The sequence below is a fragment of the Paraburkholderia lebeckiae genome (genome assembly GCF_050436325.1).
GTDB classification, from domain to species: Bacteria; Pseudomonadota; Gammaproteobacteria; order Burkholderiales; family Burkholderiaceae; genus Paraburkholderia; species Paraburkholderia tuberum.
The window spans coordinates 3,217,037-3,241,524 of record NZ_JBNDLZ010000003.1; the positions used below are offsets into that span (position 1 = coordinate 3,217,037).

Here is a 24,488-nt window from a genome sequence, read left to right on the forward strand (position 1 = left end):
TCAGCCTATTTCGGCCGGACCGGCGCACAGTGCAACGAAATTTTTGTATAGTGCGCCGGTTGCTGACGCCCACCGTTGATTCGATGCCCACCCCTTTCGCACGCTACCTGTCTCTCGTACTGCTGGCTCTTGCGTTGATCCTGCCCTACGCGGTTGCCAACCATACGTATCCGATCCCAACCTTCTACGCCGAATTCACCTCGCTCGCGCTGTTTCTGCTGACCGGGGCGGCCATCGTGCTGCTGGTCGCGACCACCCGGCCGCGCGTGAGCTTCGCGTCGCCCACGGTCGCGCTCGTGCCTTTGCTGTTCGGCCTCGTGCTGGTCGTGCAGACGCTGGTTCTGCCGGTCGCGGAGCCATCGATGAACTGGCTCGGCGCGGGCTTCCTGCTCGCTGCGTGGATGGCCGTGCATGTGGGCTACGGCTTCACGCGCGTGAAGCTCGACGAGACCGCGTTGCGCTGGGCGGCGGCGGCGTTGATCGTCGGCGGTCTGTTCGCGGTGTTCAGTCAGGTGATCCAGCTGTTTCACCTCGAGACGCGCGTGGCTCCGCTCGTCGTCGCGTACAACATGACCGTCGAGCGCCGGCCGTTCGGCAACATGGCGCAGGCGAACCACCTCGCGACGTATATCGCGTTCGCGATGGCGGGCGCGCTGTACCTCGTGCAGACGCGCCGCATCGCGGTGCCCATCTGGCTGCTCGTGTCGACGATTTTCTCGGTCGGCCTCGCGCTGACCGTGTCGCGGGGTCCGTGGCTGCAGATGGGCGTGATCGTCGTGGCCGGCTTCTGGATGGCCTTCGCGCAGACGCGCAACGAACCGAAACTGCGCCGCAGCAACCGTGAATGGCTGGTCCCGATCGCGCTCGCGGTGCTGTTCTTCGTGGTCAATGCGCTGATCCGTTGGGCCAACGTGCGCTTTCACCTCGAACTCGGGCAGTCGGCGGCCGAGCGCTTCCAGGATGCCGGCCAGATCGCGCCGCGCCTCGCGCTGTTGAAATACGGCTGGACGATGTTCAAGCAGCATCCGCTGCTCGGCGTCGGCTGGGGCGAATTTCCGAGCCATCAATTCGAGCTCGTCAAGCAGCTGGGCGGCGTCGAAATCGCCAACAACTCGCACGACATTTTCGTCGACCTGCTCGCGAAAACCGGTCTGATCGGTCTCGCGATCGTGCTCGTGGGTCTCGTCGCGTGGCTCGTGCGCGTCGTGCGTGCGCCGCAAAGCGCCGCGCGCGTGTTCGGCATCGCGCTGATCGGCGTGCTGACGATGCATGCGCTCGTCGAGTATCCGCAGCAGTACATGTTCTTCCTGTTGCCCGCGATGTTCGTGTTCGGCCTGCTCGAAACGCGGCCGTTGCGCGCGGTGCCGGCGAATCTGTCGCTCGGCGCCTTCGCGGTGGTGGTGTTCGGCGGACTCGCCGCGCTGTATCCGGTGTATCGCGACTATGCGCGTGCCGAGGTGCTCTACTACGGCGCGCGTCCGGCCGAGCAGTACGCCGCCGATCCGTCGTTCATGTTCGGCGCGTGGGGCGAATACGGTCTCGCGACGCTGCAACCGATGAATCCGCTGAACCTGCAGCGCAAGCTCGCGATGCACAAGCAGGCGATCGCGCTGTTGCCGGGCGAGACGGTGCTGCGTCGCTACGCGGTGCTGCAGGCGCTGACCGGCGATACCGCGGCGGCGCTCGATACGGTCGAACGCTTGCGGATCTTCGCCGAGGAATTGAAAGACTGGCCGGCGCAGCTCGGCTATCTCTACCAGCTCGTCGACGAGCAGAAGTCGCTCGCGGGCTTCAAGGAGCAGTTGGTGAAGCGCTACGGCAGACCGGCGGCCGATGCGACGCCGGATGACGACAGCGACGAAGATTGATCGTGCCGCGCAGGCTTGGGCATGCTCGCGTCAAGGTGCTTGTTCGCGTCAACTTCAAAGCTCGGAATACTTCGCGGCCGTGCCTTTCGACTTGTCGATGGGGTAGCGCGCTTCGTTCAGCTTCAATTTTTCCGCTGCCGCGTCGACGAGGTCGAAGCCTGCGGTATGGGCAACCAGCAGCAGGTACATGAACACGTCGGCGCACTCGTGCCTGAGGTTCGTCGATTGCGCGGGATCACCGAGCAGCGCGTCGATCTGCGCATCGGTCTTCCACTGAATCGTCTCCAACAGCTCGCCGGCTTCGATGCCGGTGGAGACGATCAGATTGCGCAGCGTGTGAAACTGCCGCCAGTCGCGCGCGTCGCGAAACGCCAGTAGCTGCTCGAGCAGTTCGTCGATGGTCATGTCGCTATCCGGATAGTTGTCGAACCGCGCGTCAAGCTTGCGCCACCCAATCCCCCGATTTGCCGCCATGCTTTTCCATCACCTTCACATCGGTGATGGTCATGCCGCGATCCACCGCCTTGCACATGTCGTACACGGTCAGCAGCCCGATCTGCACGGCGGTAAGCGCCTCCATTTCGACGCCCGTGCGTCCAAACGTCTCGACCTGGACCGTGCAATGCACGCCGGGCATCTGCTCGTCGAGTTCGAAATCGGCCTTCACGCGTGTCAGCGCGAGCGGATGACACAGCGGAATCAGATCGGCGGTGCGCTTCGAGGCCTGGATCGCCGCGATCCGCGCGATGCCGATCACGTCGCCCTTTTTGGCGTTGCCGTCGCGGATCAGCGCGAACGTGTCGGGCAGCATGCGGATCGAGCCACGCGCGATCGCGATGCGCCTGGTCTCCTGCTTGCCGCCGACGTCCACCATATGCGCGTCGCCGGCCGCATCGAAATGTGTGAGTTCAGGCATGGTTGACTCCTTCAGAGGGCGCCTATCATAGCAGTGCGGCGCGGCCTCGAATCGTCGCGGCGACTGATTCCGCTTGCGCTGTGTCGTGCTCTGAGTTTTGCCTCGTACGCGTCCTGCGACGCCCTTGCCCGTTATCTTAGTCCGGGCTACGCGCGGCGTTTTCGACTTCGTCAGACCGGCTTCGCGATGCATTCAAAACGATTCCTCGCTGCGTTGCTATCCGTCGCGCTCGCGATGCCGCCGGGCGCGTTCGCGCAATCGACGGGCGGGTCGGCCATCGTGCCGGGAACGTCATCGTCCGAGGCGCCGCTAGTGAGCGGCCCGAGCGACGCGCATGCCGATCCGATCCTGCCGCCCGACATCGCGCGCGGCGTGTTCGGCACCTACGGCGGCGCGCAAAGCCGCTTTTTCAATGGCGGCGGTAGCGGTGGCACTGGCGGGAAAACCGGCAGCAACGACTGGCGCGCGCCGATCGTCGCGCAGCAGTTGCCCGATCTCGGCAGCGGCGGCGCCGGCTCGCTGACTCCACAGGCCGAACGCAAGCTCGGCGAGCGCGTGATGCGTGAGATACGCCGCGACCCCGACTATCTCGACGACTGGCTCGTGCGCGACTATCTTAATTCGGTCGCCGCCAAGCTCGCGGCAGCGGCCAGCGCGCTGTACATCGGTGGCTATCGTCCGGATTTCGAGCTGTTCGCGGTGCGCGACGCGCAGATCAACGCCTTTTCGCTGCCGGGCGGTTTCATCGGCGTGAACACGGGGCTGATCGTGACGACGCAGACGGAGTCCGAGCTCGCGTCGGTGCTCGGTCACGAGATGGGGCACGTGCTGCAGCGGCACATCTCGCGGATGATCTCGAACGGCGAGCGCGGCGGCTACGCGGCGCTCGTCGGTGTGCTGTTCGGCGTGCTGGCAGGCGTACTCGCGCATAGCGGCGACCTCGGCAGCGCGATCGCGCTCGGCAGCGAGGCGTATGCGGTCGACAGTCGACTGCGCTTCTCGCGATCGGCCGAGCAGGAGGCGGACCGCGTCGGTTTTCTGCTGCTCGCCGGCGCCGGTTACGATCCCTACGCGATGCCCACGTTCTTCCACCGGCTCGACCGCGCGGCGATGAACGAAAACGGCGTTCCGGCCTACGCGCGTACGCATCCGCTGACCGGCGAGCGAATCGCCGACATGGAGGACCGCGCGCGCGGCGCGCCATATCGGCAACCGCATCAGGACCCCGAGTACGGCTTCGTGCGGGCGCGTTCGCGTCTGTTGCAGGACCATTCGCGCAACGAATACGCGGACGAGATTTCGCGGCTGCGCTCGGAAATCGAGGACCGCACCGCGCTGAACGTCGCGGCGAACTGGTACGGCATCGCTTACGGGCAGATGCTGCTCGAGCGCTACGACGACGCGGCGGCCTCGCTCGCGAACGCGCGCGCGACGTTCGTCTCGGGCGCGCGCGCGCAAGGCGAGCCCGAGCGCGATTCGCCGAGCCTCGACGTGCTCGCGACCGACATCGCACGGAGTGCCGGTCACGCCGACGAAGCCGCGCGTCTCGCCGAGCTCGCGCAGAAGCGCTGGCCGCAATCGAACGCGGCGATCGACATGCATATCCGCACGCTGTTGACGCTGCATCGCTTCACCGACGCGCAGGCGCTCGCGAAGCAGGAGACCCGTGCGCATCCCGATCAACCCGCGTGGTGGCTCTATCTCGCGCAGGCGAGCGCGAGCAGTGGCGATGCATTGACGCAGCATCGCGCGATGGCGGAGAAGTTCGCGCTGGAGGGCGCGTGGCCATCGGCGATCCGGCAACTGAAGGACGCGCGCGACCTGAAGACGATCGGCTATTACGACCTCGCGACCGTCGACGCGCGCCTGCACGAGATGGAGAGCCGCTACAAGGAGGAGCGGCTCGACGAGAAAGGGTAGGGTGGACGTGAGCGCGCGCCGCTGTGCGCGTCAGACCTGCGCCGCCGGGCTCGCAACGAAGCCAAAGCGCGCGGCCACCTGATCGCGTCGCACGCTTTGCAGCGGCAAGGTGCGCTGAACACTCCAGTGGAACGCACCGCTCAATGAGCCATCGTCGGCGAGCGTCGCGTGATCGGAGAAGATCTCGAGGTCGTGATCGTGCAGCACCGCGATACGTGCTGGCTGCGAGCGATCGGCAAACAGAATGCCGCCGTCTTCATCCACGAACACCGCCGCCGGCTCGAATGCGCCGCCGCCCTGGTCGTGCAGCGCGAGCGTTCCATCCGCGTGCGCGGACAATCGGACCACCCACGGCGTATAAGCCAGCTCGACATACACGCGCTGTGGTCCGTTTTGAAAAAACCACTGCCCGCGCTCATCGGCCTCGTAGTTCCGGTTGATGAAGCCAAGCAGCGCCTCATGCCGGATCGGCACGCCGGGCGCGCCGCTCGCCTGGGCCGCTTCGTCACGCATGCGCCAATTGCCGCGCCGGTCGAGCATCAGCCAGCCGGTGCAACTCGGCACGTTCTGCCATTTGGCGAGCGCCTGTTTGACGATGTCATCCATGATCGACGTGTCGCTCCAGATAGCCGAACACGCGCCGCGACAGCCAGTCGATGCGGCCCGGGAACGGCCCGGTCATGAAGCCCGCGTGGCCGCCGTGCTCAGGCTGATAAAGCTCGACCGCCGCCGACACCTCGTGCCGTGACGGCAGCGCTTCGGCCGGCAGGAACGGGTCGTTGCGCGCGTTGAGCACGAGCGTCGGCACCTGAATGTGCGGCAGCAGCGGGCGGGTGGTTGCGATGCTCCAGTAGTCGTCGGTATCGCGAAAGCCGTGCAGCGGCGCGGTCACGACGTTGTCGAACTCGTACATCGTGCGGCTCGCGAGCATCGCGTCGCGATCGAACAGGCCCGGGAACTGCTCGAGCTTCTGGCTGGCCTTGCGCTTCAGCGTCTTCAGGAAGCTGCGCGTGTAGACGAGGCCGAAGCCCTGCGACAGCGCACGGCCGCCCGCATGGACGTCGATCGGTGTCGAAATCGCGGCAGTGGCGGCTACCACCTGCGCCGCATCGGCTTGCCGCTCACCGAGCCAGCGCAGCAGCACGTTGCCGCCGAGCGACACGCCCGCCGCGACCACCGGCCCGCGATGCGCGGCGCGCAGGCGGCGCAGGATCCAGTCGACCTCGTTGCTGTCGGCGAGATGGTAGAAGCGCGGCAGCCGGTTCAGCGGGCCGCTGCAACTGCGAAAGTGCGGCACCACACCGTGCCAGCCGTATTCGCGCGCGGCGGCCATCAGCGCGACCGCGTAGTGCGACGACGAACTGCCTTCGAGGCCGTGAAACAGCACGAAGAGCGGCGCGGTGTCGGTGGGCGGAGTATCGTGCGCGACCCAGTCGAGATCGATGAAATCGCCGTCAGGGGTGTCCCAGCGCTCACGGCGAAACGATACCGCGGGGCGGCGCGCGAACAGCGACGGGACGATCGTCTGCACATGCCGGTTCGGCAGCCACAGCGGCGCGCGGTACAGCAGTTCGACGGTCGCCTCGACGGCGGCCGCCACCTTGATGGGGGCCGTACCGGAGGAAGCGGGTTTATGTGGCGTCGAACTCATACCGGCGGAAAAACGAGAAAACGTGATTCTGAATCTGTCGTGGTGCCGCGCGTCAGTGCAGCGGGCCCTGGCCATGCCGCATCTTCGTCGCAAACTGGCTGGCGGTCTCGTTCGGCATCGGGCTTGCGTGAATATGCGCAATGCGCCACTCGCCGCGTTCATGGACCATCACGTAGGTGGTGAAGACCATCGCGGGCGTGGCGGTCGGGTCGGCCGGACGATGCGCCTCGGCAATCGCATAGACGACGGTGCCGAGGCTGTCGTAGACGCGGATGTCGAGCGGCTCGATCGACACCGGCAGCGCTTCGAGCTGGACCTGCAAGCCATTGCGGATGCTCTCGAGGCCGTGCAGATGCGAGCCGTCCGCGCAGATGCAGCTGACGAACTCCTCGTCGATCCACAAGCCCATCAAGCTGTCGATATTGACCTCGGCGACGGCCTGATAGTAGGCGTTCAGGGTATCGGCGGCGGCTTCGAAGATGTGGGCAAAACGTGGCATGGCTCGTCAGTCTCTTGTGCGCGGCGCGCGGTTGCGGGTCAGCGGTAGCGGGACGGTCCAGAGCGCCGGACCATCGCCCCCGGCGTCAGCTTGCCCGTGCCGCAAGGCGCGAACATGACGCGACGCGCTCAGGGGGCGTGCGGTGTTGCGTGCAAGTACCAGTCGGCTCAGCGCTGCGCGAGCAGCATGCCGCGCAAATCGCCGAAAACCTGCTCGGCGCTCAGCTGCTTCAGACAGTTCAGATGACCGAGCGGGCACTCGCGCTCAAAACAGGGGCTGCATTCGAGATGAAGCCATTGTACCTTCGCGAGCTCGGACAAGGGCGGGGTGTGGCGCGGATCGGTCGAACCGTAGACGGCCACGAGCGGGCGGCGCAGCGCGGCGGCGACGTGCATCAGTCCGGAGTCGTTGGTGACGACCGCGTTGGCCCGCGAGATCAGCGCGCAGGCCTCGCCGAGTGCGGTCTGGCCGCACAGGTTGCGCACGTTCGGCGCTTTCTCGGCGATCGCTTGCGCGAGCGGCGCGTCTTTCGGCGAGCCGAGCGCGACGATTTGCGTGTACGGGAACGACTGGCCGACCATCTGCGCGAGCGACGCGAAGTGCTCGGGCGGCCAGCGCTTCGCTGGACCGTATTCTGCGCCGGGGCAGAACACCAGCAGCGGCACGCGCGTATCGAGATTGAAGCGCGCCGACACACGCGAGGCCTCGTTCAGGTCCGTGTCGAGGCGCGGCATCGGCAGATCTTCGGGGACCTTGGCGCCTGGCGCATAGGCGAGGGCGGCGTAGTGGCCGACCATCGGCGGGCGGGCGTCCTTGCGCGGATTCGCGTGACGCACGTTCAGCACGCCGTAGCGACTCTCGCCGGTGTAGCCGATGCGCAGCGGAATGCCCGCCAGCCACGGAATCAGCGCCGACTTGAACGAATTCGGCAGCACGTAGGCCGCGTCGTAGCCGACGTCGCGCAGATCGCTCGACAGCTGCCAGCGGCGCAGCATCTGCAGCTTGCCGTGGGCGAGATCGGTCGCGTAGACGTCGCGGATTTCCGGCATGCGTTCGAGCACGGGTGCAACCCAGCTGGGCGCGACCGCGTCGATGACGATGCGCGGATGCAATTTCACGAGGCGCGCAAACAGCGGCTGCGCCATCAATGCGTCACCGATCCAGTTCGGTGCGATAACCAACGCGCGACGCATCAGAGTGAGTGTCCGGTGTCGATAACAAGCGCCGCGCGCGCGATGCGCGCGGCACTCGGATAGGTAAATGGGGAAAGCGGAAAGCCGCACGGCGCGATGCCGTTTGCCCAGACGCGCCGCGATGGCGGCGCGGCGAGCGCGTGATTCAAAACGCGCGCCTCGTGCCGCGCAAGCTGGCTCAGAACCGCTCGATGCGTCGGATCAATGGCCCTTGATCACTTCGCCGTCGCGCAGCTTGTAACGCGTGCTGCAATACGGGCAACGCGCTTCGCCGTGCGACACGTCGATGAAGACGCGCGGATGCGCGCTCCAGCGCGGCATAGCCGGGTTCGGACAATACGCCGGCAGATCTTTTGCCGACAGTTCGACCAGCGGCATTTCCTTGATTTCGCTCATGAGACTTTCTCGTTGTATGCGGGGTGCTTGCGGTGGGCCGCCGTTGGGCGGCGCGGGGCATCTCGAAACGTCGCTCAGATCTTCGTGAGCCAGTGCGCGTATTTCGCGCTCCTGCCGTTCACGACGTCGAAGAAAGCCGACTGCAGCTTTTCGGTGATCGGGCCGCGCGAACCAGCGCCGATCGTGCGGTTGTCGAGCTCGCGGATCGGCGTGACTTCGGCCGCCGTGCCGGTGAAGAACGCTTCGTCGCAGGTATAGACTTCGTCGCGCGTGATGCGCTTTTCGATCACCTGCAGGTCCATGTCGCGCGCGAGCGTGATGACGGTGTCGCGCGTGATGCCGTCGAGGCACGACGACAGATCAGGCGTGTACAGCTTGCCGTTGTTGACGAGGAAGAAGTTCTCGCCCGAGCCTTCCGACACGTAGCCGTCGACGTCGAGCAGCAGCGCTTCGTCGTAGCCGTCGGCGATCGCTTCCTGGTTCGCGAGGATCGAGTTCACGTACCAGCCCGACGCCTTCGCGCGCACCATCGACACGTTCACGTGATGGCGCGTGAACGACGACGTCTTCACGCGGATGCCCTTGGTGATGCCCTCTTCGCCAAGATATGCGCCCCACGGCCACGCGGCGATCGCGACGTGAATCGTGTTGCCCTTGGCCGACACGCCGAGCTTTTCCGAGCCGACCCAGATGATCGGGCGCAGATAGCACGACTCGAGCTTGTTGTCGCGGACCACTTCGCGCTGCGCGGCGGCGAGCGTTTCATGGTCGAACGGCACGTTCATCTGGAAGATCTTCGCCGAGTTCAGCAGGCGCCTGGTGTGCTCCTGCAGGCGGAAAATCGCGGTGGCGCCGTCGGCGGTCTTGTAAGCGCGCACGCCCTCGAACACGCCCATGCCGTAGTGCAGCGTATGGGTGAGCACGTGGATTTTGGCATCACGCCACTCGATGAGCTCGCCATCCATCCAGATCTTGCCGTCGCGGTCGGCCATTGACATACGGTTCTCCAGCAGGTGCGTTATGAGGTGCGGCCATGAGCGCAGGACATGGCCGGGAGCGCTATTTTAGCGTCTTTTGCACACACGACGGGCATTTGGGCGCACCCCGGACGCTATAATCCAGCGCACGCATAAATCAAATCCGGATGCGCCAGCGGGTGGTCTCGCAAGCTGGCGCCGACCTGGCCTTCTTGACGGCGTTTCCTGCGCCCGCACCCTTCGCCCGATGCTCGCTCGACTGTCCGACACCGATCGCCGCGCTTTTCGTGAAGGCGCGCGCGCCTATGCCCCCACGCTGATGGCGATTTTTTCCTGGGGCCTCGTGACCGGCATCGCGATGAGCAAGTCCGTGCTGACGCTGCCCCAGGCGCTCACGATGTCGCTGCTGTGCTACGCCGGTTCGTCGCAGCTGGCGGTGTTGCCGCTCCTCGCGGCGAAGCTGCCGGTGTGGACGGTGCTGCTGACCGCGGCGATGGTCAACACCCGCTTCGTGATCTTCAGCGTCGGCCTCGCGCCGCACTTCTCGTATCTGTCGATGTGGCGGCGGATCGTGCTGGGCTATTTCAACGGCGACGTGATCTATCTGCTATTCGTCAAGAAGAGCTTTCCGACCGGCTACGTGCCGGGTAAGGAGGCGTACTTCTGGGGCATGGCGGTATCGAGCTGGCTGTCGTGGCAGGTGTCGTCGATCATCGGCATCCTGCTCGCGAGCCTGATTCCGGACAACTGGGGGCTTGCGCTGGCCGGCACGCTCGCGCTGCTGCCGGTGATGGTGTCGGCGATCGCCACCCGCTCGACGCTGGTCGCGGTCAGCGTGGCCGGCATCGTGTCGCTGCTCGCGCTCGACCTGCCGTACCGGCTGGCGTTGCCGCTCGCGGTGATCGCGGCGATCGCGGCCGGCAGTGCGGCCGACCTGATGATCGAGCGCGCCGACCTGCGCCGCATCCGTGGCGTGAACGATCGCGCCGGAGACTCCCGATGACCTCCACGCAAATCTGGCTCGCCATTTTCGGCATGACCTTCGTCACCGCGCTCACGCGCGCGATGTTCCTGATCGGCGGCGAGCGCACGGTACTGCCGGCGCGCGTGCAGAAGATGCTGCGCTACGCGCCGGCCGCCGCGCTCGCCGCGGTGGTGGTGCCCGACGTGCTGACGACGCCCGACGGGCTGTCGTTCGCGCCTTCCAACCATGAGCTTTACGCGACGCTCGCCGGCCTCGGCTGGTTTTTGTGGCGACGCACCATGCTCGGCACGATCGTGACCGGAATGGTCGTATTTACGCTGATGCGCGTCTTCCTGTGAGGGCCGGGCCCGGGATGCGGCGATGAATGCTACGCCGCGGCATCTGCGGCCTTGCGATCAAATGCGCGACATTCGCCGTGTCGCGGATCTGAAGGCCGTTTGGATCAGTTAAAATGCTTTTTTCGGGTTGAGCGCGCCGCAGCCAGGCGCTTGTGTCGCGGCCGGCCGCCGGCGCCCGATCCCGCGGAGCCGTTGGGCCGAAGCGCTGGAGTCCGCTGCGCTTTGTCCCCGCGCGCTGTCCACCACCGCCTTCTCATCAACTCGCATACTCAAGCCCATGAACAAGGTATTGCGTCTCTCCGACCTGATCGCCGAAGGCAAGCTGTCCGGCAAACGCGTGTTCATCCGCGCCGATCTGAACGTGCCGCAGGACGATCAAGGCAACATCACCGAAGACACCCGCATCCGCGCTTCCGTGCCGGCCATCAAGGCCGCGCTCGACGCCGGCGCCGCGGTGATGGTCACCTCGCACCTTGGCCGTCCGACCGAAGGCGACTTCAAGCCGGAAGATTCGCTCGCGCCGGTGGCGAAGCGTCTCGCGGAGCTGCTCGGCCGCGACGTGCCACTCGTTGCGAACTGGGTCGAAAACGGCGTGAACGTCGCGCCGGGCTCGGTCGTGCTGCTCGAAAACTGCCGCGTCAACAAGGGCGAAAAGAAAGATTCCGACGAGCTCGCGCAGAAAATGGCCAAGCTCTGCGATATCTACGTGAACGACGCGTTCGGCACCGCCCACCGCGCTGAAGCGACCACCCACGGTATCGCGAAGTACGCGTCGGTTGCCTGCGCGGGCCCGCTGCTCGCGGCTGAGCTCGAAGCGCTCGGCAAGGCGCTCGGCGCGCCGAAGCGTCCGCTCGTGGCGATCGTCGCGGGCTCGAAGGTGTCGACCAAGCTGACCATCCTGAAGTCGCTCGCGGAGAAGGTCGACCAGCTGATCGTCGGTGGCGGCATCGCCAATACGTTCATGCTCGCGGCCGGCCTGAAGATCGGCAAGTCGCTCGCCGAAGCCGATCTCGTCGACGAAGCGAAGGCGATCATCGACGCGGCCAAGGCCCGCGGCGCCTCGGTGCCGATCCCGACCGACGTCGTCACGGCCAAGGAGTTCTCGCCGACCGCGAAGGCGGAAGTAAAGGCCGTCGCCGATGTGCAGGACGACGAGATGATCCTCGACATCGGCCCGGAAACGGCCAAGGTGCTTGCCGCGCAACTCGAGAAGGCCGGCACGATCGTGTGGAACGGCCCGGTCGGCGTGTTCGAGTTCGACCAGTTCGGCAACGGCACGAAGACGCTCGCGGACGCGATCGCGCGCTCGGCTGCGTTCTCGATCGCAGGCGGCGGCGATACGCTCGCGGCAATCGCCAAGTACGGCATCCACGACAAGGTCAGCTACATTTCGACGGGCGGTGGCGCATTCCTCGAGTTCCTCGAAGGCAAGAAGCTGCCGGCGGTAGAAGTTCTGGAATCGCGGGCTTAACGTGGCGACGCGCTCCCCAGCGGCGAAGTCGACCAAGGCGCGGGGCGTGAAAGTGCCGCGCGGCAACGCGGCAACGCCGGCAGGGGAGCGCGCGACACGCGCGGCCGCTGCTTCGGTAGCGGCCGGACAGGACGTGGCGGCCGAAGCGCTGGTAGCGCCCGCGGCCGCCGAACCGGCGCTAGCCGCCGGAGCGCCCGCGGAACCGGTTGCAGCGCATGCTCCGACCGGCGACGCGGAGCAGCCCCCGACGGCACAGGTCGAATCTGCTCAACACGAATCGGCCCAGCCGGAACAGCCTTCCGGCGAGCAGGACAGCAAATCCCCGGTGTCCAAGGCACCGGTCTCGAATACCGCATCACCCGCATCACTCCACAAAGCGACCCCGGCCCCAGCCGGCGCGCGCCCCCAGGCAGCATCTTTCGATGCGCAGACTCCGCAGCAGCCCCGCAGCGCTCTTTCCAGCGATCCTATCCAGACGAGGAGACTCATGCATCGCGCCACCAAGATTGTCGCTACTATCGGTCCGGCTTCCAGCACACCGGAAATCCTGCTGCAAATGATTCAGGCGGGCCTGGACGTGGTGCGGCTCAATTTCTCTCACGGCACAGCGGACGACCATCGCCAGCGTGCCGAATTCGTGCGCGAGGCGGCCCGCCAGGCCGGCCGCGAAGTCGCCATCATGGCTGACCTGCAAGGCCCGAAGATCCGCGTCGGCAAATTCGAGAACGGCCGCACGACGCTCGTCACCGGCAATCCGTTCGTCCTCGATGCCGACTGCGAGCTCGGCAACGACGAGCGCGTCGGCCTCGACTACAAGGATCTGCCGCGCGACCTGAAGCCGGGCGACGTACTGCTGCTCAACGACGGCCTGATCGTGCTGAACGTGCAGCGCCTGATCGGCAACGAGATCCACACGGTCGTGAAGATCGGCGGCGAGCTGTCGAACAACAAGGGCATCAACCGCCAGGGCGGCGGTCTGTCGGCGCCCGCGCTGACCGCGAAAGACATGGAGGATATCCGTACGGCGATGTCGCTCGGCGTCGATTTCGTCGCGGTGTCGTTCCCGAAGAACGCGACCGACATGGAAATGGCCCGCCAGCTCGCGAACATCGCCGGCGCGCCATACGGCATCAAGCCGAAGATGATCGCGAAGATCGAGCGCGCGGAAGCGATTCCGGCGCTGCAAGGCATCCTCGACGCGTCGGACGGCATCATGGTCGCGCGTGGCGATCTGGCTGTGGAAGTGGGCAATGCCGCGGTGCCGGCACTGCAAAAGCGCATGATCCGGATGGCGCGCGAATCGAACAAGTTCGTGATCACCGCGACGCAGATGATGGAGTCGATGATCCACGCGCCGGTACCGACCCGCGCGGAAGTGTCGGACGTCGCCAACGCGGTGCTCGACGGCACGGACGCGGTGATGCTGTCGGCGGAATCGGCGGCGGGCAAGTACCCGGTGCAGACCATCGAGACGATGGCCGCGATTTGCGTCGAAGCGGAAAAGTCCGAGCAGTCGGAGCTCGACAAGGACTTCCTCGACCGCACGTTCACGCGGATCGATCAGTCGATCGCGATGGGCGCGCTGTTCACCGCCTATCACCTGGGCGCCAAGGCCATCGTCGCGCTGACCGAATCGGGCTCGACCGCGCTGTGGATGTCGCGTCACTGGACCCACGTGCCGATCTTCGCGCTGACGCCGCGCGTCGGCAGCGAACGGGCGATGGCGCTGTACCGCAACGTGACGTCGCTGCATCTGGACACCAACACCGACCGCGACACGGCGCTGCAGCAAGCGCTCGAAACGGTGGTCGGCAAGGGCTACGCGTCGCACGGCGACATGGTCGTGCTGACGGTCGGCGAGCCGATGGGTCAGGCGGGCGGCACCAACACGTTGAAGATCGTGCGGGTTGGCGAACCGTACTGATCAGGCAAGACCGCTCGATCGGCACGGGCCCGATTGAGCGAAGCAGGGCGGCGAAACCCGCACGGTCCATGTGCGACGGCGCACCAAAGCGCCGGTGTCATCGCGGGAACGCCGCCTGCTTCGCGATAAAATCGCCGCAAAAGATGCCGACGGCAAAAGAATTCGTTTCAATCTAAGGAGTTTCAGCATGCCTCTCGTATCAATGCGTCAACTGCTGGACCATGCTGCGGAAAACGGCTATGGCCTTCCGGCATTCAACGTGAACAACCTGGAGCAGGTGCAGGCGATCATGGCCGCGGCCGACAAGGTCAACGCTCCGGTCATCATGCAGGCGTCGGCCGGTGCGCGTAAGTACGCGGGCGAGCCGTTCCTGCGTCATCTGATCGAAGCGGCGGTCGAGTCGTATCCGCACATTCCGGTCGTGATGCATCAGGACCACGGTCAGTCGCCGGCGGTGTGCATGGCGGCGATTCGCAGCGGCTTCACGAGCGTGATGATGGACGGTTCGCTCGAAGCCGACGGCAAGACGGTCGCATCGTACGAGTACAACGTCGAAGTGTCGCGCAAGGTCGTCGAGGCGGCGCACTCGATCGGCGTCACCGTGGAAGCGGAGCTGGGCGTGCTCGGTTCGCTCGAAACGATGAAGGGCGACAAGGAGGACGGCCACGGCGCCGAAGGCACGATGACGCGTGAACAACTGCTGACCGATCCGGAGCAGGCCGCCGACTTCGTCAAGCTGACCCAGTGCGACGCGCTGGCCATCGCGATCGGCACCTCGCACGGCGCCTACAAGTTCAGCAAGAAGCCGACGGGAGATATTCTCTCGATCCAGCGCATCAAGGAAATCCATCAGCGCATTCCGAACACGCACCTCGTGATGCACGGCTCGTCGTCGGTGCCGCAGGAGCTGCTCGCGGAAATCCGCGAATTCGGCGGCGACATGAAGGAAACCTACGGCGTGCCGGTCGAAGAAATCCAGGAAGGCATCCGTCACGGCGTGCGCAAGGTCAACATCGATACCGACCTGCGTCTGGCGATCACGGCCGCGATCCGTCGCTACATGGCGACCAACCCGGGCAAGTTCGATCCGCGCGATTACCTGAAGCCGGCGCGCGAAGCGGCGATGAAGATCTGTATCGACCGTTACACACAATTCGGCTGCGAAGGCCAGGCTGGCAAGATCAAGCCGGTTTCGCTTGATAAAATTGCGGAGAAGTACAAGTCGGGCGAGCTCGCGCAAGTCGTCCGCTAAGCTGTAGTTTTGGCTCCGCGCCTGGCCGTTTGGCCAGGTTGTCGTCCGATCGCCGTTCCCGCATCATCGGGGGAACGGCGTTTCCCTTTTGTTCCGGTCACATTTTTGCCCTACTTTTAGCGAACCACGACGATGTCTACCCTCTACGAATCCACGCTCCGCTCGCTGCCGCTGCTTGGCCGCGGTAAAGTCCGCGACAACTATGCCGTGGGCAACGACCAGTTGCTGATCGTCACGACCGACCGTCTGTCGGCGTTCGACGTCATCATGGGCGAGCCGATTCCGAACAAGGGCCGCGTGCTCAACGCGATGGCGAACTTCTGGTTCGAGAAACTGAAGCACGTGGTGCCGAACCACCTGACGGGCGTCGCGCCGGAGTCGGTGGTCGCGCCGGACGAAGTCGAGCAGGTCAAGGGGCGCGCGGTGGTCGTCAAGCGACTCGAGCCGATCCTCGTCGAAGCGGTGGTGCGCGGCTATCTGGCCGGCAGCGGCTGGAAGGATTACCAGGCCACCGGCTCGGTCTGCGGCGTGCAACTGCCGCCAGGCCTGCAGAACGCGCAGAAGCTGCCCGAGCCGATCTTCACGCCGGCCGCCAAGGCCGAGATGGGCCACCACGACGAAAACATCACTTACGACGAGATGGAGCGCCGCATCGGTACCGAGCTGTCGGCCACGATCCGCGACATTTCGATCCGTCTGTATAAGGAAGCCGCTGATTACGCGGCCTCGCGCGGCATCATCATCGCGGACACGAAGTTCGAATTCGGTCTGGACAACCACGGCAAGCTGTACCTGATGGACGAGGCGCTGACCGCCGATTCGTCGCGCTTCTGGCCGGCGGACCAGTACCAGGTCGGTACGAACCCGCCGTCGTTCGACAAGCAGTTCGTGCGCGACTGGCTCGAAACCCAGCCGTGGAAGAAAGAGCCGCCGGCGCCGAAACTGCCGGACGACGTGGTCGCGAAAACGGGCGAAAAGTATCAGGAAGCGCTCGAGCGCCTGACCGGCCACAAGCTCGACTGATCTGATCGCGCGCGCCGTGTCAGGCGCGCATTGCCGGGAAACAAGGAAGCCGTAAAGATGAGTGAAGCACAAACCGCCCATACGCATGATGCGCCGGTCGTCGGCGTATTGATGGGCTCCAGTTCCGACTGGGAAGTGATGAAAAACGCCGTCGCGATTCTGCAGGAATTCGGCGTACCGTACGAAGCGAAGGTCGTGTCCGCACACCGCATGCCCGACGAAATGTTCGCCTATGCTGAAAGCGCGCGCGAGCGCGGCATTCGCGCGATCATCGCGGGCGCGGGCGGCGCGGCACATCTGCCCGGCATGCTGGCCGCGAAGACCACGGTGCCGGTGCTCGGCGTGCCGGTCGCGAGCAAGTATCTGAAGGGCGTCGATTCGCTGCATTCGATCGTGCAGATGCCCAAGGGTGTGCCGGTCGCGACGTTTGCGATCGGCGAGGCGGGTGCCGCGAACGCGGCGCTGTTCGCGGTGTCCCTGCTCTCCGGCACCAGCGCCGAATACGCGGACAAGCTCGCTGCATTCCGTGTGCGCCAGAACGAAGCGGCTCACGCGATGGTATTGCCGGCGCTGTAAGCGCGCTGGTTGTTTAAAGACGTCTCCTGTCCGACCCCCGGCCGGATGCCCGCCGCTCGTTGCATGAGCGCGACGCGTATCCGGCCGCGACCGACCACCAAGATGAACCCTGACAACACACCGGTTTCACCGATTCTGCCCGGCGCATGGCTTGGCATGGTCGGTGGCGGCCAGCTCGGCCGCATGTTCTGCTTTGCCGCCCAGGCGATGGGCTATCGCGTCGCCGTGCTCGATCCGGACGAAACCAGCCCGGCCGGCGCGGTCGCCGACCGCCACCTGCGCGCGGCCTACGACGACGAAGCGGCGCTCACCGAACTCGCGCGGTTGTGCGCAGCGGTGTCGACCGAATTCGAGAACGTGCCGTCCGCGAGCCTCGACTTTCTCGGCAAGACCACCTTCGTGAGCCCGGCGGGGCGTTGCGTCGCCGTCGCGCAGGACCGGATCGCCGAGAAGCGCTTTATCGCGTCGTCGGGTGTGACGGTTGCACCGCACGTCGTGTTCGAGTCGTCGGATGCGCTTGCGGCGCTGGGCGATGCCGAGCTCGAAGCGGTGCTGCCCGGCATCCTGAAAACGGCGCGCATGGGTTACGACGGCAAAGGCCAGATTCGCGTGCGCAACGCCGAGGAAGTGCGTGAGGCGCATGCGTCGCTCGGCGGCGTGCCGTGTGTGCTCGAGAAGCGCCTGCCGCTGAAGTTCGAGGTGTCGGCGCTGATCGCGCGCGCGGCGAGCGGGGCGTCGGTCGTCTATCCGCTCGCGCAGAACACGCATCGCGACGGGGTGCTATCGCACACCATCGTCCCCGCGCCAGACGCGTCGCCGGCGCTCGCGCAGCAGGCTCAACAGGCCGCGCTGCAGATCGCCGAGAAGCTCGGCTACGTCGGCGTGCTGTGCGTCGAATTCTTCATTCTCGAAGACGGCTCGCTGGTCGCCAACGAAATGGCGCCGCGCCCGCACAACTCCGGCCACTACACGGTCGACGCCTGCGCGACGAGCCAGTTCGAGCAGCAGGTGCGCGCGATGACCAGCATGCCGCTGGGCGACACGCGCCAGCATTCGCCGGCGGTGATGCTGAACATCCTCGGCGACGTGTGGTTTCCGGACGGTCCGAAGCGCGCGGCGGTCACGCCGCCGTGGCAGGAAGTCGCCGCGATGCCGTCAGCGCGCCTGCATCTGTACGGCAAGGAGGAGGCGCGTTGCGGCCGCAAGATGGGCCACGTGAACTTCACCGCGCCGACCCTCGAAGAAGCTCGCACCGCGGCGCGCGATTGCGCGCGGCTGCTGCACATCGCTACCAGCTGACGCGCGCGCCATGCCGGATCAACTGAAACCCGCCGAGGACGCTACCAACGCATTGCCGGTCAGCGCCGCGCAGATCGAGCACGCGGCGGCCTTGCTCGACGCGGGGGGGCTGGTCGCATTTCCGACGGAAACCGTGTACGGCCTCGGCGGCGATGCCGAGAACCCGGACGCGGTCGCGCGCATTTACGCGGCGAAGGGGCGGCCGGCCAATCATCCGGTGATCGTGCATCTCGCGCCGCATGGCGATCCGAACTATTGGGTCGAGCATTTGCCGGCGGATGCTCAGCGCCTGATCGACGCATTCTGGCCGGGACCGCTCACGCTGATCCTCAAGCGCGCTGCGCGCATTCCCGCGGCGGTCAGCGGCGGGCAGGACTCGGTGGGACTGCGCTGTCCGTCGCATCCGGTTGCGCAGGCGTTGCTTGAAGCGTTCGGCGCGTTGCGCGGCGGGCATGGCGGCGTCGCCGCGCCGTCGGCGAACCGCTTCGGACATGTGAGCCCGACCACCGCGCAGCATGTGCGCGACGAGTTCGGTAGCGCGATTCATGTGCTCGATGGCGGCGCGTCGGATGTCGGCATCGAGTCGACGATTCTGGATCTGTCGCGCGGCTTTCCGGCGCTGCTGAGGCCCGGTCGCGTGACGCCGCAGGATATCGCCGACGTGCTCGGCGAGGCGCCGCGTCTGCCCGACGGGTCGGACGCGACCGCGCCGCGCGCGTCGGGCACGTTGAAAGCGCATTACGCGCCGCGCACGCCGCTCGTGCTGCTGCCGTTCGGTGAGCTCGAGCCGTTGCTCGCGGGGCGCGAGCCGGGCGAGCGCGTCGCGCTGGTCGCGCGCGCATCGCGTGCGGGACGGTGGGCCGATGCCGACGGCGTGCATTTCGTCGCCGCGCCGGAAGATCCGCACGTCTATGCACGCGAGCTCTATGGCTTGCTGCGCGCGCTCGATCGCGCGAACGTCATGCGGATTCTGATCGAGAAGCTGCCCGATACGATCGAATGGATTGCGGTCAACGATCGGCTCGGGCGCGCGGCGGCAGCATTCGAAGCGCACGAGTCCTGAAGGCGCTACGTTTTCGCCTCTGATACTTCGCGCGCCAAGCAAAAGCGAACACGCAAAAGCAGAAAGCCCGACTCGAATGAGGCGGGCTTTTTTCGTATCGAACTAAAGTTCGAGAAGACGTTAGCGGGAGACAACGCTCCCGCCGGACGCCGGATGTGCGCTTACTTGCCCAGACCCGTCGCCGCGATCTGCTGTTCGACGAAAGTTGCGAACGCAGCGTTTGCGTGCGTCGTCGGATGGAGCGTGTCGGCGAAGACATACGACTGGTCGGCGCCCGCTACCGTGAGGGTCTGCGGCGAGCAGAACAGCGACGAGCCGAATTGCTGGCCGTACTGCTGCGCCGTCATGCCTCCTTGCAGCACCGACGGATTGGCCGTCGCATAAGCGGTCGCGTTCTGCTCCATCTGTTGGAGCGCGCAGGCCGTGCCCGTTGCATTGGAAAATCCCTGCGACTGGTAGCTGGCGAGCAACTGATGCTGCCAGGCGAACGAGCTGACCGGAATCACTTTCGTGTCAATCCCGGCTGTCTTGAGTCCATTCGCGACCAGCGTGTTGTATGCGGTCACGATGGCAGTAATCAGCGTCGGCAGTTGCGGCGCATTGCTTGCTGCCGCTTGGGCAGCCGCGAGCGGCGCCTGGCCGATGTCCGGCACGTCCATGACGACGACATGTGTCGCACCTTTCGAGAGGGCGGTGCCGACGACGCCCACAAAGCTCTGGATAGTCGTCTGAAGCTGCGTTCCAACCGCCGTCCCAATGATCAACTGCTGTTGCTGCAAGGAGGTGGCCGTCGCGAGCTGGGTCTGGAGGTCGGTCATGAACTGCGTGTTCTGCAACAGTTGCAGGACGTCGTTGGCGCCGCCGCTCACCAGCACGAGCTGATTCGAATTGAAGCTGCCGTGGTCCGTCAGGTACTGCGCGATCTGCGACGTGACAGGTACGGTCGTGGCCGCCATGCTATTGGGTGCGAAGCCAATGCCGATGGGGTTCGCCACATCGGAGCCGCCTTGCGCATAGCCCAAGCCGCCGTTGGCCTTCAGTGGCACTCCGAAGCCGCCCACAAAAGCTGGCGTCAGCGTATCCCCATAGTACTCAGCGACTTTCTGCGTCCAGACTTCGCCAGGATTCGTCGTGAAACGACCGCCGCCGAAACTGGCCTGGATCACCGGCGAATACGTGCCGACGTCCGACAGGCTGTCGCCGAACGACACGACCTGCAACTTGACGCCACCTGACGGCGTGCTGCTGCTCGAACTATTGTTGTCGCTGCCACCGCCGCATGCCACGAGCGCGGCGAACGCTGCGCTCGCCACTGCGATCTGCGTGACGCGCAACCATTGCTGTTTCTTCGAAGCGGTTTGATTCATGTTGACTGCATCTCCTCGTATGTGTGGCCCTTGATGCCATGTGTTGCAGGCGGCGTCCACCGCGTTGGCGGCGTGACGACAGCTTACAGAATCTTCTACGGCCTGCGCGATGTCCGAAGCGCGACCGTATGGTTTGAGTTCAAGCCGGCTCCCTTCGCGCGCTGCGCATGATAAGCGGCGGCCCAGGCGGGCGGCGCGAACAGCGCACGCCATTTGTTGCGCCAGCCGCGCACGCTAGCGAAGTCTGCGGCCATCGATGCCCATTCGTGAAACGTCGCCTTCAGCGGGTTGTACGTGTGCAGTGGCTCGACGATGCCGTACTGCGGCGCCTCGTGCGGATCTTCTTCGACGTAGCTGCCGAACAGGCGATCCCACATCACCAGTACACCTGCGTAATTGCGATCGATGTAGCGATCGTTGCGCGCATGATGCACGCGATGGATCGACGGCGTATTGAACATGTATTCGAGCCAGCCGAGCTTGCGGATCACCTGCGTATGCACGAAGAACTGGAAGCCGAGATTGATCAGCACGATCGCGACGATCTGCTTCGGGGGAAAGCCGAGGATCGCGAGCGGAATCCAGAACACCCACATGCCGGCGATCGGGTACATCAGGCTCTGGCGGAACGCGGTCGACAAATTCATCCACTCCGACGAGTGATGCACGACGTGCGCGGCCCACAGCCAGCGCACGCGATGACTGCAGCGATGAAAGACGTAATAGAGCAGGTCCTGCGCGACGAACAGCACGACGAACGACAGCCACGTCGCCGGCCATGTATGAATGCGGTAATGCTCGTAGAAAAACGCGTAGACAGGGATGAGCGCGAGCCACGCGAGCTTGTCGGCGGCCTGCTGCAGCAGCGCGAGCGCGGCGTTGCACAGCGTGTCGCGCCAGCTATAGAGGCGCTCGGCCGGGCGCGTGCGGCTCACGTGCCACGCCTCCCAGCCGATGCAGGCGAGAAAGACGGGCGCCATGGCGAGCAGCAGCAATTCGGCATCGAATTGCATCTTGTCTCCCTTCCTGGTCCCTGACCGCCGCGCGGTATGCGGCGGGTGGTGTCGTTATCGTTCGCGAGGTCGCGCGGTCTGCGCGAGCGGCGCCCTGCGCAGCAAGCCCGTGATGTCGCGCGCCGCATGCTGCCCGACAGCGTACACGGATAGCAGCTTGCCGCGCGCGGCATCGCTAGAAGGAATACTCAGTGGCTGCCGCGCTTGCGCGGGTTTTTCCTGGGCTTCTCGCGCGCTTCCCCGATGGGCGCGGAGACCTTCGTGAAGCCCTGCGAAGGGCCTTCGTACACCCATTCGAGCAGCGCGTCGTGCGCGGCGCGCGCCGCTTCCGAATGCGCGTCGTTGATCAGGCTGACGACGACATAACTGTTGCCGTCGGCCGACGCGACGTAGCCGGCGATCGCGCGTACGTCGCGCAGCGTGCCCGTCTTGATGTGCGCGTTGCCGTCCGCGCCCTGGCTGGTCAGGCGGTTGCGCATCGTGCCGTCGACACCGGCGATCGGCAGCGAGTCGACGAACACCTGCGCGACTGGGCTCGCGTTCGCGCGTTGCAGGACATCGGCGAGCGCGAGCGCGGTGATGTGTTCGTCGCGCGACAGGCCCGAGCCGTTATCGAGCGACAGGTATTCGGTGTTCAGGCTGTCGCGCGTCAGGAAAGCTTCGACCGCGTGCGCGGCTTTCGCGGGCGTGGCGGGCGGCCTTTCCTCGGCGGCGCCGATCGTCAGGAACAGGTTGCGCGCCATCGTGTTGTTGCTGAACTTGTTGATGTCGCGAACGATGTCCGACAGCATCGGCCCCTCGTGCGTGGCGACGAGCTTCGCGCCGGCGGGCACTGCGCCTTCGCGGGTCGCGCCCGTGAAGGTGCCGCCGGTTTGCTGCCACAGCGCGAGGAAGCCGCGCGCGAAGAACGTCGAGTGATCGAGCACGGCGACGTTGATCGTGCGCGCGTCGCAGCGCACCGGAAAGTCGCCGATGAACGACGCGACGAGCGTGCCGTCAGGCTCCGGCGTGACGGTCGGCGTCGGCAGCTCGCCCCGGCATGGGCCGCTCGTCGCACGCAACTGGTTGTCGATGCGCAGTTGCGCGAGCGCGGGCAGCACGTCGATCGCCACAGTGCCGTCCGGCGATGGCGTCAGCGTGAACGACAGCGATTTGAACGCGTACAGCAGCGGATCGGGGCCGACGTTGTAAGGCGCGTTCACGTCGTCGTCGAACGCGGGCAGGTCGCGAGTCGACCGATCGAAGTAGCGCTTGTCGAGCACCAGCGCGCCGTCGATACCGTTGATGCCCGCCTTGTGGATCTTCTGCACGAGGTCGATCAGTTCTTCGGGCACGAGCTTCGGGTCGCCGGTGCCCTGGATGTACAGATTGCCGTGCAGCACGCCGCTCGCGTCGAGCGGGCCGTCCGCGTACGCGCTGGTGCGCCAGCGGTAACCGGGACCGAGGATCGACAGGCCCGCGTAGGTGGTGACGAGTTTCATCGTCGAGGCGGGCATCATCGGCTTGCCGGCGTTCAGCGCGAGGAGCGGCGTGTGATCGCCGACCTTTTCGACGACCACGCTGATCGACGACAACGGCACGTGCGCGCGCTGCAGACCGACCATCACCGGCTGCGGCAGTACCGTCGTGACGTTGACGCTCGGATGCGTGGCCTTGACGCGGGCCTCCCCGGTCAGCGGCAGCAGCGTGCCTGCGCCGAGCGCGGCGGCGCAGAGCCAGACGGCCGCGCGCGGCATGACGCGGTTGGGCATGAAGGCCGCGCGATCGAACATACGGCGCGAGCGCAGCGCCATACGGCGTGCGACGGAAGACAGAAAAGCGTGCGTCATGAACGGGTGAACGGGCAAACGGACGGGCAGGATTTCAAGGTGTACGGCGAGCGGCGTGCGGCGTGCGCGGGACAATGGAACGGCAAGCTGGGCGCCTTGACGGCGCGGTGGCGCGCCGCAGTCTACCCGACGGCCGTCGCGCGACGCAAAGCGCCCATTGTAGTGACATCCCGCGAGGCTGCGGTGAAAAAAACGCCACACGCCGCGCGGGCCGGAAGCGGGCGCTAGAATGCGGCATCATCGAATGTTTTGGAACGGACAACCATGCGCATCCTGCTAGTCGAAGATGACCGGATGATCGCCGAGGGCGTGCGCAAGGCGCTGCGCGGCGAAGGCTTCGCCGTCGATTGGGTCGAGGACGGCGAAGCGGCGCTGCGCGCGGCGGCGGCCCAGCCTTACGACCTCGCGTTGCTGGACCTCGGTCTGCCCAAGCGCGACGGTCTCGAGGTGCTGCGCGCACTGCGCGCGCGCGGCCATGCGCTGCCGGTGCTGATCGTTACCGCGCGCGACGCGGTCGCCGATCGTGTCAAGGGCCTCGACGCCGGCGCTGACGATTACCTTGTCAAGCCTTTCGATCTCGACGAACTCGGTGCGCGTATGCGCGCGCTGATCCGGCGCCAGTCCGGCCGCAGCGATTCGACGATTCGCCACGCCAATTTGACCCTCGATCCCGCGTCGCACCAGGTGACGCTCGATGGCGCCCTGGTCGCGCTATCCGCGCGCGAATTCGCGCTGCTCGAGGCGCTGCTCGCGCGACCCGGCGCGGTGCTGTCCAAGAGCCAGCTAGAGGAAAAGATGTATGGCTGGGGCGAGGAGATCGGCAGCAATACCGTCGAGGTCTATATCCACGCGCTGCGCAAGAAGCTCGGCGCCGATCTGATCCGCAACGTTCGCGGGCTTGGCTACATGATCGCGAAGGACGCCTGAG

At 65.8% G+C, this 24,488-nt stretch carries 23 protein-coding genes; 12 read left to right on the top strand and 11 right to left on the bottom strand.

Annotated elements, in window-relative coordinates:
- The first annotated feature begins 83 nt into the window (after positions 1 to 83).
- Positions 84 to 1,868 carry a PglL family O-oligosaccharyltransferase gene (locus OKW44_RS32835; protein ID WP_026226025.1) on the top strand — a complete coding sequence of 595 codons (1,785 nt, stop codon included), beginning with the start codon at positions 84 to 86 and terminating at the stop codon, positions 1,866 to 1,868.
- A 54-nt stretch (positions 1,869 to 1,922) separates the two neighbouring features.
- On the opposite strand, the gene OKW44_RS32840 is transcribed toward OKW44_RS32835, so the two are convergent.
- Both OKW44_RS32840 and moaC read right to left on the bottom strand, forming a co-directional pair.
- Positions 1,923 to 2,273, bottom strand: a complete 351-nt coding sequence (locus OKW44_RS32840; RefSeq protein WP_026226024.1) for a nucleotide pyrophosphohydrolase — start codon at positions 2,271 to 2,273, stop codon at positions 1,923 to 1,925.
- A 31-nt stretch (positions 2,274 to 2,304) separates the two neighbouring features.
- A complete protein-coding gene (gene moaC, locus OKW44_RS32845) occupies positions 2,305 to 2,784 on the bottom strand; it encodes a cyclic pyranopterin monophosphate synthase MoaC (RefSeq protein WP_018421713.1) in 480 nt (159 codons plus the stop codon).
- Between the two features lie 186 nt (positions 2,785 to 2,970).
- Between moaC and OKW44_RS32850 the strand changes: the two genes are divergently transcribed.
- Positions 2,971 to 4,704 carry a M48 family metalloprotease gene (locus OKW44_RS32850; protein ID WP_026226023.1) on the top strand — a complete coding sequence of 578 codons (1,734 nt, stop codon included), beginning with the start codon at positions 2,971 to 2,973 and terminating at the stop codon, positions 4,702 to 4,704.
- A 30-nt stretch (positions 4,705 to 4,734) separates the two neighbouring features.
- Here OKW44_RS32850 and OKW44_RS32855 read toward each other — a convergent pair whose 3' ends face one another.
- The 6 genes from OKW44_RS32855 to OKW44_RS32880 form a co-directional block, all read right to left on the bottom strand.
- Entirely contained in the window at positions 4,735 to 5,310 is a 576-nt protein-coding gene (locus tag OKW44_RS32855) for a DUF2946 family protein (RefSeq protein WP_018421711.1), read from the bottom strand.
- Positions 5,303 to 6,355 carry a hydrolase gene (locus OKW44_RS32860; RefSeq protein WP_204357142.1) on the bottom strand — a complete coding sequence of 351 codons (1,053 nt, stop codon included), beginning with the start codon at positions 6,353 to 6,355 and terminating at the stop codon, positions 5,303 to 5,305. The genes OKW44_RS32855 and OKW44_RS32860 overlap by 8 nt, the downstream gene beginning before the upstream one ends.
- A gap of 52 nt (positions 6,356 to 6,407) precedes the next feature.
- Entirely contained in the window at positions 6,408 to 6,854 is a 447-nt protein-coding gene (locus OKW44_RS32865) for a nuclear transport factor 2 family protein (protein ID WP_018421709.1), read from the bottom strand.
- Positions 6,855 to 7,021: 167 nt separating this feature from the next.
- Positions 7,022 to 8,047 (bottom strand): lipopolysaccharide heptosyltransferase II, encoded by a 1,026-nt coding sequence (gene waaF / locus OKW44_RS32870; RefSeq protein WP_018421708.1) that lies wholly within the window; start codon positions 8,045 to 8,047, stop codon positions 7,022 to 7,024.
- 201 nt (positions 8,048 to 8,248) lie between these two features.
- Positions 8,249 to 8,443 carry a zinc-finger domain-containing protein gene (locus tag OKW44_RS32875; RefSeq protein WP_008920434.1) on the bottom strand — a complete coding sequence of 65 codons (195 nt, stop codon included), beginning with the start codon at positions 8,441 to 8,443 and terminating at the stop codon, positions 8,249 to 8,251.
- 74 nt (positions 8,444 to 8,517) lie between these two features.
- Complete coding sequence (locus tag OKW44_RS32880) at positions 8,518 to 9,441, bottom strand: branched-chain amino acid transaminase (protein ID WP_026226022.1); 924 nt, start codon at positions 9,439 to 9,441, stop codon at positions 8,518 to 8,520.
- A 226-nt stretch (positions 9,442 to 9,667) separates the two neighbouring features.
- Between OKW44_RS32880 and OKW44_RS32885 the strand changes: the two genes are divergently transcribed.
- The 9 genes from OKW44_RS32885 to OKW44_RS32925 all read left to right on the top strand — a co-directional run bounded on the left by OKW44_RS32885 (position 9,668) and on the right by OKW44_RS32925 (position 19,351).
- Positions 9,668 to 10,423, top strand: a complete 756-nt coding sequence (locus OKW44_RS32885; protein ID WP_018421705.1) for an AzlC family ABC transporter permease — start codon at positions 9,668 to 9,670, stop codon at positions 10,421 to 10,423.
- Positions 10,420 to 10,743 carry an AzlD domain-containing protein gene (locus tag OKW44_RS32890; protein WP_018421704.1) on the top strand — a complete coding sequence of 108 codons (324 nt, stop codon included), beginning with the start codon at positions 10,420 to 10,422 and terminating at the stop codon, positions 10,741 to 10,743. Before OKW44_RS32885 ends, OKW44_RS32890 begins: the two co-directional genes overlap by 4 nt.
- Positions 10,744 to 11,020: 277 nt before the next feature.
- Positions 11,021 to 12,214: a phosphoglycerate kinase gene (locus OKW44_RS32895; protein WP_018421703.1), complete on the top strand. Its 1,194-nt coding sequence runs from the start codon at positions 11,021 to 11,023 to the stop codon at positions 12,212 to 12,214.
- A gap of 487 nt (positions 12,215 to 12,701) precedes the next feature.
- On the top strand, positions 12,702 to 14,138 hold the full coding sequence (gene pyk / locus OKW44_RS32900) for a pyruvate kinase (protein WP_018421702.1): 1,437 nt from the start codon (positions 12,702 to 12,704) through the stop codon (positions 14,136 to 14,138).
- Positions 14,139 to 14,325: 187 nt separating this feature from the next.
- Positions 14,326 to 15,390, top strand: a complete 1,065-nt coding sequence (gene fba, locus OKW44_RS32905) for a class II fructose-bisphosphate aldolase (RefSeq protein WP_026226021.1) — start codon at positions 14,326 to 14,328, stop codon at positions 15,388 to 15,390.
- A gap of 132 nt (positions 15,391 to 15,522) precedes the next feature.
- Positions 15,523 to 16,413 (top strand): phosphoribosylaminoimidazolesuccinocarboxamide synthase, encoded by an 891-nt coding sequence (locus OKW44_RS32910; RefSeq protein ID WP_018421700.1) that lies wholly within the window; start codon positions 15,523 to 15,525, stop codon positions 16,411 to 16,413.
- Positions 16,414 to 16,470: 57 nt separating this feature from the next.
- Positions 16,471 to 16,989 (top strand): 5-(carboxyamino)imidazole ribonucleotide mutase, encoded by a 519-nt coding sequence (gene purE / locus OKW44_RS32915; protein ID WP_018421699.1) that lies wholly within the window; start codon positions 16,471 to 16,473, stop codon positions 16,987 to 16,989.
- A 102-nt stretch (positions 16,990 to 17,091) separates the two neighbouring features.
- Positions 17,092 to 18,288 carry a 5-(carboxyamino)imidazole ribonucleotide synthase gene (locus tag OKW44_RS32920; protein ID WP_026226020.1) on the top strand — a complete coding sequence of 399 codons (1,197 nt, stop codon included), beginning with the start codon at positions 17,092 to 17,094 and terminating at the stop codon, positions 18,286 to 18,288.
- A 10-nt stretch (positions 18,289 to 18,298) separates the two neighbouring features.
- Complete coding sequence (locus OKW44_RS32925) at positions 18,299 to 19,351, top strand: L-threonylcarbamoyladenylate synthase (RefSeq protein WP_018421697.1); 1,053 nt, start codon at positions 18,299 to 18,301, stop codon at positions 19,349 to 19,351.
- Positions 19,352 to 19,512: 161 nt separating this feature from the next.
- On the opposite strand, the gene OKW44_RS32930 is transcribed toward OKW44_RS32925, so the two are convergent.
- The 3 genes from OKW44_RS32930 to dacB all read right to left on the bottom strand — a co-directional run bounded on the left by OKW44_RS32930 (position 19,513) and on the right by dacB (position 23,560).
- Positions 19,513 to 20,718 carry an SGNH/GDSL hydrolase family protein gene (locus OKW44_RS32930; RefSeq protein WP_018421696.1) on the bottom strand — a complete coding sequence of 402 codons (1,206 nt, stop codon included), beginning with the start codon at positions 20,716 to 20,718 and terminating at the stop codon, positions 19,513 to 19,515.
- A 95-nt stretch (positions 20,719 to 20,813) separates the two neighbouring features.
- On the bottom strand, positions 20,814 to 21,731 hold the full coding sequence (locus OKW44_RS32935) for a sterol desaturase family protein (RefSeq protein WP_018421695.1): 918 nt from the start codon (positions 21,729 to 21,731) through the stop codon (positions 20,814 to 20,816).
- 188 nt (positions 21,732 to 21,919) lie between these two features.
- Positions 21,920 to 23,560: a D-alanyl-D-alanine carboxypeptidase/D-alanyl-D-alanine endopeptidase gene (gene dacB, locus OKW44_RS32940; RefSeq protein ID WP_018421694.1), complete on the bottom strand. Its 1,641-nt coding sequence runs from the start codon at positions 23,558 to 23,560 to the stop codon at positions 21,920 to 21,922.
- A 264-nt stretch (positions 23,561 to 23,824) separates the two neighbouring features.
- Between dacB and OKW44_RS32945 the strand changes: the two genes are divergently transcribed.
- Complete coding sequence (locus OKW44_RS32945; protein ID WP_018421692.1) at positions 23,825 to 24,487, top strand: response regulator; 663 nt, start codon at positions 23,825 to 23,827, stop codon at positions 24,485 to 24,487.
- Position 24,488: the final 1 nt, after the last annotated feature.

Excerpts from the sequence above, each read along its gene's own strand:
- OKW44_RS32835 (WP_026226025.1), top strand. The coding sequence starts at position 84 with ATGCCCACCCCTTTCGCACGCTACCTGTCTCTCGTACTGCTGGCTCTT.
- OKW44_RS32840 (WP_026226024.1), bottom strand. The coding sequence starts at position 2,273 with ATGACCATCGACGAACTGCTCGAGCAGCTACTGGCGTTTCGCGACGCG.
- moaC (WP_018421713.1), bottom strand. The coding sequence starts at position 2,784 with ATGCCTGAACTCACACATTTCGATGCGGCCGGCGACGCGCATATGGTG.
- OKW44_RS32850 (WP_026226023.1), top strand. The coding sequence starts at position 2,971 with ATGCATTCAAAACGATTCCTCGCTGCGTTGCTATCCGTCGCGCTCGCG.
- OKW44_RS32855 (WP_018421711.1), bottom strand. The coding sequence starts at position 5,310 with ATGGATGACATCGTCAAACAGGCGCTCGCCAAATGGCAGAACGTGCCG.
- OKW44_RS32860 (WP_204357142.1), bottom strand. The coding sequence starts at position 6,355 with ATGAGTTCGACGCCACATAAACCCGCTTCCTCCGGTACGGCCCCCATC.
- OKW44_RS32865 (WP_018421709.1), bottom strand. The coding sequence starts at position 6,854 with ATGCCACGTTTTGCCCACATCTTCGAAGCCGCCGCCGATACCCTGAAC.
- waaF (WP_018421708.1), bottom strand. The coding sequence starts at position 8,047 with ATGCGTCGCGCGTTGGTTATCGCACCGAACTGGATCGGTGACGCATTG.
- OKW44_RS32875 (WP_008920434.1), bottom strand. The coding sequence starts at position 8,443 with ATGAGCGAAATCAAGGAAATGCCGCTGGTCGAACTGTCGGCAAAAGAT.
- OKW44_RS32880 (WP_026226022.1), bottom strand. The coding sequence starts at position 9,441 with ATGTCAATGGCCGACCGCGACGGCAAGATCTGGATGGATGGCGAGCTC.
- OKW44_RS32885 (WP_018421705.1), top strand. The coding sequence starts at position 9,668 with ATGCTCGCTCGACTGTCCGACACCGATCGCCGCGCTTTTCGTGAAGGC.
- OKW44_RS32890 (WP_018421704.1), top strand. The coding sequence starts at position 10,420 with ATGACCTCCACGCAAATCTGGCTCGCCATTTTCGGCATGACCTTCGTC.
- OKW44_RS32895 (WP_018421703.1), top strand. The coding sequence starts at position 11,021 with ATGAACAAGGTATTGCGTCTCTCCGACCTGATCGCCGAAGGCAAGCTG.
- pyk (WP_018421702.1), top strand. The coding sequence starts at position 12,702 with ATGCATCGCGCCACCAAGATTGTCGCTACTATCGGTCCGGCTTCCAGC.
- fba (WP_026226021.1), top strand. The coding sequence starts at position 14,326 with ATGCCTCTCGTATCAATGCGTCAACTGCTGGACCATGCTGCGGAAAAC.
- OKW44_RS32910 (WP_018421700.1), top strand. The coding sequence starts at position 15,523 with ATGTCTACCCTCTACGAATCCACGCTCCGCTCGCTGCCGCTGCTTGGC.
- purE (WP_018421699.1), top strand. The coding sequence starts at position 16,471 with ATGAGTGAAGCACAAACCGCCCATACGCATGATGCGCCGGTCGTCGGC.
- OKW44_RS32920 (WP_026226020.1), top strand. The coding sequence starts at position 17,092 with ATGAACCCTGACAACACACCGGTTTCACCGATTCTGCCCGGCGCATGG.
- OKW44_RS32925 (WP_018421697.1), top strand. The coding sequence starts at position 18,299 with ATGCCGGATCAACTGAAACCCGCCGAGGACGCTACCAACGCATTGCCG.
- OKW44_RS32930 (WP_018421696.1), bottom strand. The coding sequence starts at position 20,718 with ATGAATCAAACCGCTTCGAAGAAACAGCAATGGTTGCGCGTCACGCAG.
- OKW44_RS32935 (WP_018421695.1), bottom strand. The coding sequence starts at position 21,731 with ATGCAATTCGATGCCGAATTGCTGCTGCTCGCCATGGCGCCCGTCTTT.
- dacB (WP_018421694.1), bottom strand. The coding sequence starts at position 23,560 with ATGACGCACGCTTTTCTGTCTTCCGTCGCACGCCGTATGGCGCTGCGC.
- OKW44_RS32945 (WP_018421692.1), top strand. The coding sequence starts at position 23,825 with ATGCGCATCCTGCTAGTCGAAGATGACCGGATGATCGCCGAGGGCGTG.